Genomic DNA, 13,964 nt, shown 5'->3' on the forward strand with positions numbered 1-13,964 from the left:
CGCAAGGAGGGCGCCCATGCCGTTGAAGTTGTCTTTGAAGCCCGGCGAGAAGTTCGTCCTGAACGGCGCCGTCGTGCAGAATGGCGACCGCCGCGGCGTGCTGATCCTGCAGAACAAGGCTTCGGTCCTGCGCGAGAAGGACATCATGCAGCTGGAGGACGTCACCACGCCCGCCAAACGCATCTATTTCCCGGTCATGATGATGTACCTGGACGAAAGCTCCGCGTCCAAGGTCTACGACGAGTTCGTCACCCGCCTGACCGAGTTCATGAGCGCGACCCGCAATCCCGACATCATGGTTGAATGCGTCTCGACGTCGAAACACGTCATGGCCCGCGAGTACTACAAGGCCCTGATGAGCGCGCGGAAGATCGTCGACTACGAGGAAAGCCTGACCTGATGTTGAAGGCCTACGCCCAGGCGTCGAACCGCACCGAGACGCCGCGCGAGATGGAGTATCGCCTGTTCGGCCAGGTCACGCGCGCCCTGATGCACGCCGCGACCGTCGACAAGAGCGACGTGAAGACCCGCATCGACGCCCTCGACTGGAACCGCCGCCTCTGGTCCGTTCTGGCGACCGACTGCTCCGACTCGGACAACCAGCTGAACAATCCACTGAAGGCCCAGATCATCTCGATCAGCCTGTTCGTCGGACGCCATTCCTCGGCCGTCATGCGCGGCGAGGAGGATTTCGAAGCCCTGATCGACATCAACCGCTCGATCATGCAGGGCCTGGCCCCGCAGGGTTCGCCGGCGGCCTGATCTTCCTTTCGTCATCCTCCGGCGTGCGTGGCGAGACCGGGGGACGCAGCGGCGCGCGGGAGAGCGACCCGCCAGGCGCACTTCCGTTTCTGACAGCCGGCCTGAACAGATCGCCTTCGGCGCCTCCGCCGGTCCGATCTTGGATCGGCCGGAGGATGACGAAAGACGGGTGCGAGGTCGGCAAAGTCCTGACCTGACCGGCGAGAAATTGCCGAGCGCCGGGGGCGCCGAATAACTTTCTCAATCCTTTCAATCTGATCGGTCCGGCCCGTCCCTTGCGTGGACGCGCGCAGGACCAGAACCGGTTCAACGGCCAGAAGGCCGCTCCCCCGACCAGAATGGAAGGACTCTACCCATGGCCAACTCGGTCAACACGAACCTTGGCGCGCTTGTCGCGCTGCAGAACCTCAACGCCACCAACGCCGAACTGGCGGCGACCCAGACCCGGATCAACACCGGCAAAAAGGTCGCCAACGCGAAGGACAACGGGGCCATCTGGGCGATCGCCCAGGGTCAACGAGCCGACATCGGCGCCCTGGGGGCGGTGAAATCCTCGCTCGACCGCGGCATTTCGGCGGTCGATGTGGGTCTGGCGGCGGGCGAGAGCATCTCGGATCTCTTGCTGCAACTGAAGGAGAAGGCACTGGCGGCGACCGACCGGTCGCTGTCGACGGCATCGAGGAAAGCGCTGAACGAGGACTTCAAGTCCATCCGCGATCAGATCAACACGGTTGCTGCAAACGCCGACTTCAACGGGATCAACCTCTTGAAGACCGGCGCGACCGGCTTCCAGGCTCTGGCCAACGCGGCGGGCACGACCACAATGACGGTCACCCCCGAGGTGCTGTCGCTGGGATCGACGAGCGTCACCGTTGCGACGACCACGACCATCGGCACCTCGACCCTGGCCACCACGGCCCTGGGTCTGGTGAATGCCTCGATCGACAACGTCTCGGCCGCCCTGGCGCGTCTGGGTACGAAGGCGAAGGCTCTGGATACGCATCGCACCTTCGTCGGGAAGCTGACGGATGCGCTGGAATCCGGGGTCGGCAATCTGGTGGATGCCGATCTGGCGAAGGAGAGCGCCAAGCTCCAGTCGCTGCAGACGAAGCAGCAACTGGGCGTGCAGGCGCTGGGAATCGCCAACCAGGGTCCGCAGATCCTTCTGTCGCTGTTCCGTAGCTAAGTCGCGTAGGACGCCCGGGGTTCGCCCCGGGCGTCTTTCTTTGTGGGGCGCTATCGCTCGACGCGCGGCGTCTCGCTGCTTGAGCGCATTGGCCGGGGCACTATCGCTCGGCTCGCGGAGCCTCGCTGCTTGAGCGCGACGCGATCACGAAATCGGGAGGAGGCCTTTGCGAACCGCCCGAACCGCCCCTACCTTCAACCTCCCTGTTCAACAGTCGAAAGGAGGTGATCAAGTGATCTCATTGTCCCAAACCCGTATGGTGACCGAAGCTTGGTCCTCTCGCGAGGTCCGGGCCTGATCCTTTCAGGCTGAGTGTCGGTCAGACCGTGCGCGGTCAGACAATGAGGCCCGCCGGAGAAATCCGGCGGGCCTTTTTGTTGGGCTTTTTGGGGGGCTGACGTGAGCGACGCGGCCGCTCGCTGGTTGAGCGCGGGTTAGCTGAACAGCCCCTGGATCCAGTGCCAGGCGCCCACGAACCAGCCGGCGCTGGCGAGGAAGAGGCTGGAGATCAGCGCCCAGGCGGCCCAGACGAAGACGCAGAAACCGGCGACGCCGAACCATGCCAGGCCGATCAGGACGCCGTCGCGCTGCATCAGGCCGAAGCCGAACAGGGCCACGAACAGGGAGGGGAACAGGTTGCCGCCGAAGATCGGCAGCATGACGATGACGGTCAGCAGGGTTGTGACAAGGCCGATCAGGACCTCCGCGACCTCGCTGCTCATGATGCTGACGCGCGGTTTGGACAGTTTCTCGACGAACAGCAGAGGCTTGCGCACCTTGTCGATGGTGGCGCGGTAGTTGTCGCGCGGCAGGCTTGAGCTCAGCGCCCATTTCGGCATCCACAGCTGGTCGCGGCGGATCAGCAGTTGCAGGCAGATCAGCAGCAACGGTGCGCCCAGGACGGTCGTCGAACCGGGGATCGGCGAGGCGATGGCGTTGATCAGGCCGAAGAACACCATCAGGGCGCCGAAGCCGCGCTCTCCGAACGCATTCACCAGTTCGCCGAGGTAAAGCTTCGGGTCGTCCTTCCCGCCGATGTCGTCGAGCACCTGGGAGAAGGGCCTGTGGTCGCCCTGATAGTCGTAGTCGGGCATCAGAAACGGCCTCGGCGAGGGATGACGACGATCTAGGCCGCAGGTTGAGCCGCCGCCACTTAACATTCCTACAGAACTAGAAAACCTGACCGAACCAGTCGGATCCCGCGCGGAAGCCGCCGAGGACCAGATGCCAGGCGAGGAACAGGACCGCGACGGTCACGCCGGTCATGACCCAGCCCAGCAGCACCGCCAGGCCGTCACGCTGCATCACGCCCAGCGAGAAGAAGCCGATCGCCACGGCGGGGATCAGATTTCCGCCGAAGACCGGCAGGACGAGGATGGCGGAAAGGCACAGGCAGGCGAGGCCGATCAGGCCCTGACCCAGGCGGCCGGTCAGGAAATACAGGCGCGGCCGGGACAAGGCCTCAGACAAGCGGATGATCTTCATCAGCCGGCCGCTGAGGGTGCGGAAAGTCTCTCGCTTCACCGAGGCATGGGCCAGCCATCGGGGCAGCCACAGGCTGTCGCGACCCCAGGCCAGTTCGGCCGACAGGAACAGCAGGGGCGCGCCGGTCAGGGTCGTGCCGCCGGGCGGCCAGGGCAGCATGTTGACGATGGCGAACAGCAGCATGACCGCGCCGAACGCCCGCTCGCCGAACGCCTCGACGACCTCGGCGAGGAACAGCTTCTGACCGCCATGCGCGCCCAGCCGCTCGAGGGTGTCGGAGAAGCGGAGAGGACGACCGGTCGAGGTCTCCGTCAGGCTCATGGAGCGACCCTATGGCCCGAAGGCGACGGTTTCGAGCGGGTCAATCGCTGCCTTATGCCGGAATGCGGACCTGGAGTGCATCACAGGCTCCTCAGCCGAAGGAAACCGGAGATGGGCCGGTCGGTTCCTAGGACCCCAGCAACTCCCGCCCGATCAGGAACCGCCTGATCTCGTTGGTGCCCGCGCCGATGTCGTAGAGTTTGGCGTCGCGGACCAGCCGTTCCACCGGCCATTCCTTGGTGTAACCGGCGCCGCCCAGGGCCTGGACGGCTTCCAGAGAGACCTTCACGGCATTCTCCGAGGCCAGGAGGATGGCGCCGGCCGCGTCATAGCGGGTGGTCTTGCCGGCGTCGCAGGCCTTGGCTACGGCGTAGACGTAGGTCCGGGCCGAGTTCAGGGCGACATACATGTCGGCGACCTTGGCCTGCATCAGCTGGAAGGAGCCGATGGCCTTGCCGAACTGTTTGCGCTCGCGGACGTAGGGCAGGACAACGTCCAGCGCCGCCTGCATGATTCCCAGAGGTCCGCCCGCCAGGACGGCGCGCTCATAGTCCAGACCGCTCATCAGAATTCCGGCGCCGCCGCCGAACGGGCCCATGACGTTCTCTTCCGGGACCTCGCAGTCCTCGAACACCAGTTCGGCGGTGTCGGAGCCTCGCATGCCCATCTTGTCCAGCTTCTTCGAGACGCTGAAACCCTTCATCCCCTTCTCGATCAGGAAGGTGGTGACGCCGCCGTTGCCCTCTCCGGTGCGGGCGTAGACGACAAGAGTGTCGGCGGTCGGGGAGTTGGTGATCCAGAACTTGGTCCCGTTCAGGACGTAGCGGTCGCCCTTCTTTTCCGCCCGGGTGCGCATCGACATGACGTCGGACCCGGAGCCGGCCTCGGACATGGCCAGCGACCCCAGATGTTCGCCGGAGATCAGCCTGGGCAGGTATTTCGCCTTCTGCTCGGCATTGCCCCAGCGGCGGATCTGGTTGACGCACAGGTTGGAGTGGGCCCCGTAGCTCAGACCGATCGAGGCGGAGGCGCGGGAGACTTCCTCCATGGCCACGACGTGCTCGAGGTAGCCCATGCCGAGACCGCCGTCCTCTTCGGGGACGGTGATGCCGTGCAGGCCCAACTCGCCCATCTCGGGCCACAGGTCGCGGGCGAAGGTGTTGGTCTCGTCGATCCCGGCGGCGCGGGGCGCCAGACGGTCTGCGGCCCAGCGGGCGGTGGTCTCGCGGATCATGTCGGCGTTCTCGCCGAGGCCGAATTCCATCGATTGGGGTGCGTTCGGAATGCTCATGACGAGCGGGGTAGCACGATCCAGACGTGGCTGGGGAGAGGGGGTCAGTCCCCTCCAGGCAGACCGAAGCGACGGTAGAGGTTGATCGACGACACCCCGACGCATGCCAGGCCAATCAGGGCCAGGACCCAGCCGATCAGCGTCAGCTCATTGCCGCCGGACTGTTCCGCCGCTCGACGGAAGGCCGCCATCGAGGCGCCGAAGGATACCAGGCCCACACCGCCCATGAAGATGAAGGGACCGGTCTCGCTCCAGTCGAAGCGGGCGGGCGGCTCGAACTCGATGTCGTTGCGCAGGATTGAACCTCCCTGGGTCAGGGAGAGATCCTCGCCGAACAGACTATTCTCGGAGGCGTCGGGTGCGTCGCGTTCCTCGGGCGTCCACAGCGGGCGCTCCACGGCGGGCTCAGGCGCGTCGTCCAGCGGAGTCAGGACCAGTTCGGCGACCGGCGCGGGATCGATGACGGCCTCGACATCGGCCGCCGCAATCTCGCCGACGAGGGGCGCGGGTTGATCCTCTTCCGGTGCGGTCTCGACGACCTCGGGCGGGGTGAGTTCGATGACCGAGCGGTCGATCGCGCGGACCTCGGGTGCGACAGGCGTTTCCCGTGGCGTCGCCGGTTGCAGGAAGGGCAGAGGGCCGACCATCACCGAGCTGTAGGGTGCATACCGGCTTGCGCTCAGGACGACGGGATCGATGACCGGCGCGGGAGCGATCGTCAGCTCCCGAGCGATGTCTGCTTCGGTCTCGGTCGGGAACTCGGCGCCCGTTTCGGTGACCTGTGGTTCGTCGCGCGAAGGCTCATCAGCGGATTCCGGCGCGACGGCCTCCGTCCCTGACAGGTCTTCGGCCGGAGGGTTGTCGTTGGAGGGCGCGGGCGGCGCTTCGGCCTGTACGAGACGGGCGGTCGTTTCGCCCAAGAGGGCGGCGACAGCGGCGCTGCGCGGGTCGATCGGGTCGGCGACCTCCGTGGTGGCCGCGGGAACGGTGTCCGGCCCCGGCACGGTTTCGAACGTAATCTTGACCTCGACCTCTGCCGGTGGCGCGCTGACGGCGGGTGGGGGCAGGGGAGCGGACAGCAGATCGGACAGGGCGACCGGCGCCAGGGGATTGGCGACGAACAGGGCGCGCTCGGCGGCGCGTCGGCGCAGGGCGGTTTCGGGCAGGGCGGGCTCAGGCCAGCCCATCATGGCGTCGGCGGCCTCTCCGGGCGAACCCGCGTTCAGGCGCTGGCGGACGTCGGAACCGGCGAAGCGGTCGACGCCCACGGAGAAGGCGAAGCTGACCAGGGCGTCAAATTGGTGCTGATTCAGAGGCTCGGGGACGGTTTGGTTTACCGTTTTCTCCACCGGCAGAAGGTCGTACCGGAGCAGCAGCTCGGCGTCGGCTTCCGAGACCGTGGCTCCCTCGCGGGCGGACAGGGTGTGGCCGTAGCCGATGATCCAGCCGCCGTCCTCGCGCGGGATCGCCCGGGGCCTGAAACCCTCGAAGCTCTTGATCAGCACGATCCCCTCGCGGGAGACCTTCAGATTTTGCCTGGACGCGTCGGACACCGGATTTGACCCAAATCGAGACAGGGCGCGTTCGCCCCACAGGAGAGGGAGCAAGGGTCGCGCCGTTCGACGTCGTCCTTACAACAGGATGACGCCGGCGAGTCCGAGGAAGGACAGGAATCCGACCGTATCGGTGATCCAGGTCACGAAGACGGGCGAGGCAACCGCGGGGTCGCGGTCCAGACGGTCAAGGATGATCGGCACCAGGGTCCCGGCCAGGGAGGCCGCGACGAGGTTGATCAGCACCGCCAGGCCAATGGTCAGGGACAGCAGCGGCTCGCGGAACCAGATCCAAGCGACGACGGCCAGCAGGCAGCCTATGGTCACGCCATTGAACAGGCCCACTGTGACCTCCCGCCCCAGGATGCGCGGGAAGTTGGCCGACGTCAGCTCTCTCGACGCCAGCGACCGCACGGCGACAGTCAGGGCCTGTGTGCCGGAATTGCCGCCGATCGAGGCGACGACCGGCATCAGGATGGCCAGGGCGACCAGGGCCTCGATCTCGTTCTTGAACAGGCCGATGACGCCCGACGCGAACAAGGCGGTGCCGAGGTTCACCACCAGCCAGGGGATGCGGGAGCGCACCACGCCAAAGACGCCCGCGCCCCGGCTCTCGTCGGACACGCCGGCCAGGCGGAGGATGTCCTCGCGGTTCTCCTCCTGGATGATGTTGACGATGTCATCGACGGTGATCTGGCCAACCAGCCGGCCCGCCGCATCAATGACCGGGGCCGAGATCAGGTGGTATTTCTCGAAGATGTAGGCGACTTCTTCCTGATCGGTGTCGGAGGCGATGGCGTTCACCGGCTCCATCAGGTCCGCTAGCTTGACCGTCCGGGCGGCGCGCAGCAGGCCACTGATCGGTATGCCGCCGACCGGTTTGTTGTGCGGATCGACGACATAGATGTCGAAGAACAGCTCCGGCAGGTCCTCGCCCTGGGCCCGGACGTGGTCGATGGTGTCGCCGACGCTCCAGAACAGGGGCGCGGCCATGACCTCGCGCTGCATCAGACGGCCGGCGGTGTCTTCCGCATAGCCCAGCGAGTTCTCGATGGCGGCGCGGTCGGTCGCGGGCATGGCGGCCAGCACCTTCTCGCGCTGGTCGTCCTCGAGGTCCTCGACCACGGCGGCGGCGTCGTCGGAATCCAGTTCCTGGAGCGCCTCGGCCAAGGTGCCCGGGGCGACACGTTCCAGCACCTCCTCGCGGATACCGTCGTCGAGCTCGGGCAGGGTCTCGGCCAGCAGTTCGGGCGGGAGCCACAGGACCACGACGCCGCGATGCTCGGCCGTCAGGAAGCCCATCAGGTCGGCGACGTCGGCGGGGTGCAGGTCTTCCAGCAGGGAGCGCAAGCGCATCCCGTCGCCGTCGTCGGCGGCGTCGACCACCTTCTCCACGAAGGACGCCGTCAGGACATAGTCCTCGTCCAGCGCCTCGTGGTCTTCGTTGACGTCGGGATCGAGAGTGGCGGGTCGTTCGCTCACGCGGGGGCCTCCCTCTCTCGATGTGAATCAGCCTGGTAGCGCCGAATTCTTATTCCCTAGTCTGATGGTGCGGTCGAGAAGACTCGAACTTCCACGGGTTGCCCCACAGCGACCTCAACGCTGCGCGTCTACCAATTCCGCCACGACCGCTCGCATCGGAGGGGGGCTGATAGCGGAGAGAGATAGCGCCGTCTAGGCCGCTCCCGCCATGAAGTCGTAGACGTCGGCGGGGCGGGTCACGGTGATGGCGATCCGGTCGTCGCGAATTTCGATCTGGCCGCGGGCCACCGGGTGGTTGTTGGCCAGGATCCAGACCTCGTCATGTTCCGAGGCGTCGAGCGGAATTACCGCGCCGCGCCCCATCTTCAGCAGCTGGGACATGGGCAGCACCGAGCGCCCCAGGACGACGGACAGCTCGACGTCGACGGCTTCAATCTGGCTCAAGGGATCTCCGGATACGCTGGAGGGTACTGGCGGCGAAACTTGCATTGGCGGCCCTCGCCCTCACATTGAGGCCATCATGCTTGCCGAGCCGTTAAGCGCCGCCGTTTCCCCGCTGATTCGCCCCGACGGCCGCGCCGTCGAATGGGTCACTGCGCCCGGCTATGTTCCCTATGAGGACGCGGTCGCGGAAATGGAGGCCCGTGTGGCCCTGATCGCGGCCGGAGAGGCTCCGGAGCGGGTCTGGCTGCTGGAGCATCCGCCCCTCTACACGGCGGGGGTGTCGGCCAAGGACGACGACCTGATCGACGCCGGACGGTTCCCGGTGCACCGGACGGGGCGGGGCGGGCAGTTCACCTATCACGGGCCGGGCCAGCGGGTGGCCTATGTCATGCTGAACCTGAACCACCGGGGAAAGGACGTGCGCGGCTTCGTGCGCGGGCTGGAGGACTGGCTGATCGGGGCGCTCGGTGAATTCGGCGTCGAGGCCGATGTGCGCGAGGGCCGGGTCGGGGTCTGGGTGGAGCGTCCCCCGGTCCGAGCTCCGCTCGGCCGGAGGATGACGACAGGGCCCGTCCCGGATAGCCCCCCAGGGGCGGCTTCCGGGATGACAAAAGAAGGCTGGTCCCGCCCCCCCCTCGTCGGCTTCGCCGACACTCCCCCCGCGAGCGGGGGGAGAGAAGACAAGATCGCCGCCATCGGGGTCAAGGTCCGCAAATGGGTCAGCTTCCACGGCGTCAGCCTGAACGTCGAACCGGATCTGGATCATTTCGGCGGCATCGTGCCGTGCGGCATCACCGAGCACGGGGTGACGAGTTTGCTGGATCTGGGCGTCACGGCGACGATGGAGGACGCCGACGCCGCCCTGAAGGCCAGCTTCGTGCGTGTTTTTGGCGCAGTCCGAAATTCTTCGCCGGACGAAATACCGGCTTAACAGCTTGGAGTGTACGGTTTCGAACGTCAGGTTGAGTAGAGGGTGCGTGGGATGGACGGAACGGCAACGGCGCAGAGGCGCGAGGCTCCGGCCTTGGTGGACCACGCCGACCTGTCGACCTTCTTCGACGTCACCCTGGACATGCTGGTCATCCGCGATCTGGACGGCATCGTCCTGAAGGTCAGCCGCTCATGGGAGACCCATCTGGGCTGGCGCGCCGAGGAGCTGGAGGGGACACCCCTGCTGGGGCTCGTCCATCCCGACGACATGCCAGGGACGCTTATGAGCGTGGTCGAGGTCGAGACCCGCCGGCCCGGCGACGCGATCCTGGGCCAGATCAACCGATACCGGCATCGTGACGGCTCGTACCGCACCCTGGAATGGCGGGCCCACCGGTCCGGCGACCGCATCTATGGCGTGGCGCGCGACGTGACCGACCGGGTCGCGGCGGAACAGGCCCTCAACGACGCGAAGGCGGCGGCCGAGGCGGCCAGCCGGGCCAAGACCGACTTCCTGGCCAATATGAGCCACGAGATCCGCACACCCCTGAACGGGGTCATCGGCATCGTCGATTCCCTGCGTCGCACCGAGCTGAACCCCGAACAGCGCGAGATGGTCGATCTGATCCAGGGGGCCGGGGTGACGCTGGAGCGGCTGGTCTCCGACATCCTCGACGTATCCAAGATCGAGGCCGGGCGGCTGGACTTCGAATCCCGCCAGTTCGACCTAGGCGAGGCCCTGGCCGGGATCATCGACCTGTCCCACAGTCGCGCCGCCGAAAAGGGGCTGCAGTTCGAGGAGCGTCAGGGCTCGGGCGCGCGCGGCGTCTTCATGGGCGACAGCACCCGGATCGGCCAGATCGTCAACAACCTGTTGTCCAACGCGGTCAAGTTCACCTCCGAGGGCACGGTCACCGTCGACTGGGACGTCAGCGGCGACGAGGTGGGCGAGGGCGTCCTGACCCTCGCCGTGTCAGACACCGGGGTGGGCTTCGACGCCGCCACGGGCGCGACCCTGTTCCAGCGGTTCAACCAGGCCGACACCTCCATCACCCGTCGGTTCGGCGGTACGGGCCTTGGCCTGTCGATCTGCCGGTCGCTGGCCGAGCTGATGGGCGGGGTGGTCGAGGCGCGGTCCTGTCCGGGGGAGGGCTCGACCTTCACCCTGACCCTGCCGTTGCAGAGGGTGGTGGCGCTGGAGGAGTATGACGGCCTGGCCGCGCCGTCCGAGATGGGACCGGCCCCGATCTTCATGCCGGAGCGCTCGCTGCGCATCCTGCTGGCCGAGGATCATCCGACCAACCAGCGCGTCGTCCAGCTGATCCTGGGCTCGGCGGGGGCGGAGGTCGTCACCGTCGAGAACGGCGCCTTGGCCGTGGAGGCCGTCGCCCGGTCGCGGTTCGACGTCATCCTGATGGACATGCAGATGCCGGTCATGGACGGCCTGACCGCCACCCGCGAAATCCGTCTGGCCGAGCAGGGCGGGGCGCGCACCCCGATCATCATGCTGAGCGCCAACGCCATGGCCGAGCACAGGTATGAGGCGTTGGCGGCGGGGGCGGATTTGCACGTCGCCAAGCCGGTGACGGCGGCGAGCCTGCTCGCCGGAATCGCCCAGGCGGTGGTGGATTAGGGGCGAAGAGCGGACGGCGCGAAAGTCAGCAATGGGTGGAAAGCGGACATACAATCGGCCCCGCGGTCGCCAGCGGAGCCGTAGAGTTCGTAGGACCGTTTAGGCGGTCAGCTTACGCCGCTGGATGATCATCGCCGCCCCGCCCGCCAGGATCAGGCCGAATAGAATCATCGCCCATTCGGACATGGTGGGCACCGCCGACACGGCCAGCGGCCCCACGGAAAGGACGCCCGGACCGGTATAAGCGTAGGTGGCCGTCATTGCGGTGGTGTCACTGAAGTTGCCGAACATCACCGTATAGGTCCCTGCGTTCAGCGTTACATCGCTGCCGTTGGGGGGATTCCTGTCGCCGTCGTCCACCCCAATCACGCAGTTCAGCGTCGGATCAGCCGCATTGAAAGATCCGTTGTAGATACCCAGGATCGCGTCGCCAGTGCCGGTGTCCTCGAACGTATAATTCCCCGTCGTGCCGACCGTCAGCGTTCTCAGTTCATAGGAGCGAAGCTGTGGGGTGTTGACCGCACAGTTCGCGTGACCGTTCCGGAATTTCGGAAAGGTCGCCCGCGGACTGGCACCCGTTAGGGGCACTGAAATCGACTGCGCCAAAACAGGCCCCGCACAGGTCAGAACCGCGACGCTCGCCAACACACTAAGACTGATCTTCACGCAAAGCCCCCAACAGATATCGATCTTGTGGCGAAAGCGGTAGCCCGCTGTAAAATAGAACACAATCAGGACTATGGCGATGCCGGAGAACAGTGGCCTCTCCTGCCAGAGGGCAGGGTGGAGCGCCCTGCGCTAGCGATGCCCCACTCTCGCCCATCACCCGGACGCTCCTAACGTCTGGTTAGGGTCGAAAGCAGACCTTGCCCTAGAGCCGAAAAGCAGACGTTGCCGCCTTGGACAAGGAGCGGACCTGCTGAATGACCGAGATGAGTGGGAAGCGAACCTGCAAACGGCCCCACCGTCGCCAGCGGGGCCGCTTTGAGAACGTCGAAACCGACAGGTCAGGCGATCAGACGGCGGCGCTGGATGTAGAGGGCGGCGCCGCCCGCCAGGATCGTTCCGAAGAGGATCATGGCCCATTCCGACAGCGTGGGGACGGGGGTGGGCGGCGTGATCGCGATTGTGCCTTCCGACCGCTGGAGGCCGATCGGGTTGCTAGCGTTATCTGTCTGATCGACGCGGATGGCTTTGGTGCCGGCGGTGCTTGCAGTGACGACGCCGCTCGGGAAGGCCACGGTTATGACGCTGTTCTGGGGGACCGAAACGGCCGGCAGCAGAAGGAAGATCTTGGTCGAGGCGTTGGGAAAGGCGGGCAATGGCGAGGCCACTGAAGTCGCCGATGTGACAGCCTGCTTTCCGCAACTTTGGGGTGCAATGGGCGCCGCCGGCGCAATGGTGATTGCGATGGTGGCGCAGATCGCCGGGGTGATGGTCGGGACCGTGTAGCTGTCGGGGATGATGATGTCGAAGTAGGCGCCAGTCACCGGGTTGCCGCTTGACGAATAGGTCGGCACGACCGAGGTCAACCGCGTGCTGAAGGTCGAAGGCGTGCCCGGGACGGTCGAACTCTGGGTCACTGTCAGCGCCTCGGGGGGCGTGATCTGGGCGAAGGCCGAAGTGGCGGCAAGCGACAGAACAGCGGCGACAAGCAGCGATGTTTTTTTCATGTTTCCAACTCGATGGCGGGTGACGGCGCGTGCCGACAAGCCGGTCTCGATGTCATCTAGAGATACCGCCGTGAAGAGTTCCAGTGCCCCACGGTGAAAATTATTCGTTAAAACAATGCGCTAACGCGTGGCGACGCGTGCTTAAACCGCCGCAGTCGGCCAAACGCCGTCTGACGTATTGCAGCATGGGAACGGCCCATCGGCGGGCCTCCGGCGTGGCGGTGAATGCGTCACCGATACGATACCCCGCGCCGTCCCGTTTCAATGCGCCCCTCTGCTCCAGCAGTCTTAGGGACCGCCAGACCGATGACGCGGGAAATCCGTGCCAGCTTGCGACCTGTTTGAGCGTGACCGGCAATGTGAGCGAGGCGGGAGGCAGGGTGTCCGGTAAGGAATAGCGGTTGGCGAGTTCGCGGCAGTGGGTCACGCGAGACATCTCCACGATGGAGATCCCGACGAGCAGGTAGAGCTCCCGACACTCTCTTAACGACAGCATGTTGAAGTCGAAGATCGAGAGATAGATATCCAGCGCTGCGATCAGCCGGGCGTCCGGGGAGGCCTTGCCGACATCATGCCGTGGCAAAACGCCCGTCGGCCCCAGCCCTTCGATGAAATGGCCGAAATGGCGCAGGATCTCGCTGGACAGCTCCTCACGCAACTCCGCCGAACCCCTCGACCGTGAAAGGCGCCAGCCCTCCTCCGCACGCTCGACCAGGCCCACGGCCTGAAGATCGAGCATCGCTCGCCGGATCGTTTCGCGCGGGTGCCTGAACGAAGCGGCAAGACTGCTTATGCTGACGCCGCGGGGCTGATTTCCGAGGCGGTCCGCCCGCAACAGCATCAGAGCGGGCACAGATCGATCGAACCGCAATCCGACGGTGGGGATCAGCACGTTTCCGGTGAAGAACTGGAACTCGTTAAGCAGCCGGATCGCCTGGCGATACTCAAGGAACGGCGTGTCGACGGAACTGTCTGGAAAAGCCACTCACGGTACTTTTGTTACAGGTGGACCAATGGGTCCGAAGCGGGACTGCGGAACATTGCGATTTCTGGCTCCGCGTCAACGTCTTAGAGCACGGATCAGTCGCGCCTCGCTCGCGGCGCGAAACGGGTGCCTGAACAAGCGTCTGCAATGGGTCGGCAGCGGATTCCGGCTCCAGGGCGCAAAGCAGACATGAGAAGGGCCTCGACCGTCGCCGGTCGA

Annotated in this window: 14 protein-coding genes and 1 tRNA gene; 5 read left to right on the forward strand and 10 right to left on the reverse strand. The window is 65.7% G+C overall.

Annotated elements, in window-relative coordinates:
• The first annotated feature begins 16 nt into the window (after nucleotides 1–16).
• The 3 genes from flbT (at nucleotide 17) to ACW17Y_RS05965 (ending at nucleotide 1,948) form a co-directional block, all read left to right on the forward strand.
• A complete protein-coding gene (flbT, locus tag ACW17Y_RS05955; RefSeq protein WP_309627807.1) occupies nucleotides 17–400 on the forward strand; it encodes a flagellar biosynthesis repressor FlbT in 384 nt (127 codons plus the stop codon).
• A complete protein-coding gene (gene flaF / locus ACW17Y_RS05960; protein ID WP_492038249.1) occupies nucleotides 397–762 on the forward strand; it encodes a flagellar biosynthesis regulator FlaF in 366 nt (121 codons plus the stop codon). Before flbT ends, flaF begins: the two co-directional genes overlap by 4 nt.
• Nucleotides 763–1,117: 355 nt before the next feature.
• Nucleotides 1,118–1,948 carry a flagellin gene (locus tag ACW17Y_RS05965; RefSeq protein ID WP_492037853.1) on the forward strand — a complete coding sequence of 277 codons (831 nt, stop codon included), beginning with the start codon at nucleotides 1,118–1,120 and terminating at the stop codon, nucleotides 1,946–1,948.
• Between the two features lie 434 nt (nucleotides 1,949–2,382).
• Here ACW17Y_RS05965 and ACW17Y_RS05970 read toward each other — a convergent pair whose 3' ends face one another.
• From ACW17Y_RS05970 to ACW17Y_RS06000, 7 genes are all read right to left on the reverse strand, one after another.
• A complete protein-coding gene (locus ACW17Y_RS05970; RefSeq protein ID WP_492037854.1) occupies nucleotides 2,383–3,042 on the reverse strand; it encodes an exopolysaccharide biosynthesis protein in 660 nt (219 codons plus the stop codon).
• A 76-nt stretch (nucleotides 3,043–3,118) separates the two neighbouring features.
• Nucleotides 3,119–3,754, reverse strand: coding sequence for an exopolysaccharide biosynthesis protein (locus ACW17Y_RS05975; RefSeq protein ID WP_492037855.1), 636 nt, complete (start codon nucleotides 3,752–3,754; stop codon nucleotides 3,119–3,121).
• 127 nt (nucleotides 3,755–3,881) lie between these two features.
• Nucleotides 3,882–5,045 (reverse strand): isovaleryl-CoA dehydrogenase, encoded by a 1,164-nt coding sequence (locus tag ACW17Y_RS05980; protein ID WP_492037856.1) that lies wholly within the window; start codon nucleotides 5,043–5,045, stop codon nucleotides 3,882–3,884.
• Between the two features lie 44 nt (nucleotides 5,046–5,089).
• Nucleotides 5,090–6,598, reverse strand: coding sequence for a lysozyme (locus tag ACW17Y_RS05985; protein WP_492037857.1), 1,509 nt, complete (start codon nucleotides 6,596–6,598; stop codon nucleotides 5,090–5,092).
• A gap of 78 nt (nucleotides 6,599–6,676) precedes the next feature.
• Entirely contained in the window at nucleotides 6,677–8,080 is a 1,404-nt protein-coding gene (mgtE, locus tag ACW17Y_RS05990; protein ID WP_492037858.1) for a magnesium transporter, read from the reverse strand.
• 65 nt (nucleotides 8,081–8,145) lie between these two features.
• Nucleotides 8,146–8,230: transfer RNA gene (locus tag ACW17Y_RS05995), tRNA-Leu, on the reverse strand.
• Nucleotides 8,231–8,272: 42 nt separating this feature from the next.
• Complete coding sequence (locus tag ACW17Y_RS06000) at nucleotides 8,273–8,524, reverse strand: FliM/FliN family flagellar motor switch protein (protein ID WP_428152438.1); 252 nt, start codon at nucleotides 8,522–8,524, stop codon at nucleotides 8,273–8,275.
• 76 nt (nucleotides 8,525–8,600) lie between these two features.
• Here ACW17Y_RS06000 and lipB point away from each other — a divergent pair, with 76 nt between their 5' ends.
• Nucleotides 8,601–9,455, forward strand: a complete 855-nt coding sequence (gene lipB, locus ACW17Y_RS06005; RefSeq protein ID WP_492037859.1) for a lipoyl(octanoyl) transferase LipB — start codon at nucleotides 8,601–8,603, stop codon at nucleotides 9,453–9,455.
• 51 nt (nucleotides 9,456–9,506) lie between these two features.
• Nucleotides 9,507–11,087 carry an ATP-binding protein gene (locus tag ACW17Y_RS06010; RefSeq protein ID WP_492037860.1) on the forward strand — a complete coding sequence of 527 codons (1,581 nt, stop codon included), beginning with the start codon at nucleotides 9,507–9,509 and terminating at the stop codon, nucleotides 11,085–11,087.
• Between the two features lie 99 nt (nucleotides 11,088–11,186).
• On the opposite strand, the gene ACW17Y_RS06015 is transcribed toward ACW17Y_RS06010, so the two are convergent.
• From ACW17Y_RS06015 to ACW17Y_RS06025, 3 genes are all read right to left on the reverse strand, one after another.
• Complete coding sequence (locus ACW17Y_RS06015) at nucleotides 11,187–11,753, reverse strand: IPTL-CTERM sorting domain-containing protein (RefSeq protein ID WP_492037861.1); 567 nt, start codon at nucleotides 11,751–11,753, stop codon at nucleotides 11,187–11,189.
• Between the two features lie 341 nt (nucleotides 11,754–12,094).
• On the reverse strand, nucleotides 12,095–12,799 hold the full coding sequence (locus ACW17Y_RS06020; RefSeq protein ID WP_492037862.1) for an IPTL-CTERM sorting domain-containing protein: 705 nt from the start codon (nucleotides 12,797–12,799) through the stop codon (nucleotides 12,095–12,097).
• A 61-nt stretch (nucleotides 12,800–12,860) separates the two neighbouring features.
• A complete protein-coding gene (locus ACW17Y_RS06025; RefSeq protein ID WP_492037863.1) occupies nucleotides 12,861–13,745 on the reverse strand; it encodes a hypothetical protein in 885 nt (294 codons plus the stop codon).
• Nucleotides 13,746–13,964 lie beyond the last annotated feature (219 nt).

This window comes from Brevundimonas sp. AVps7 (genome assembly GCF_058681545.1).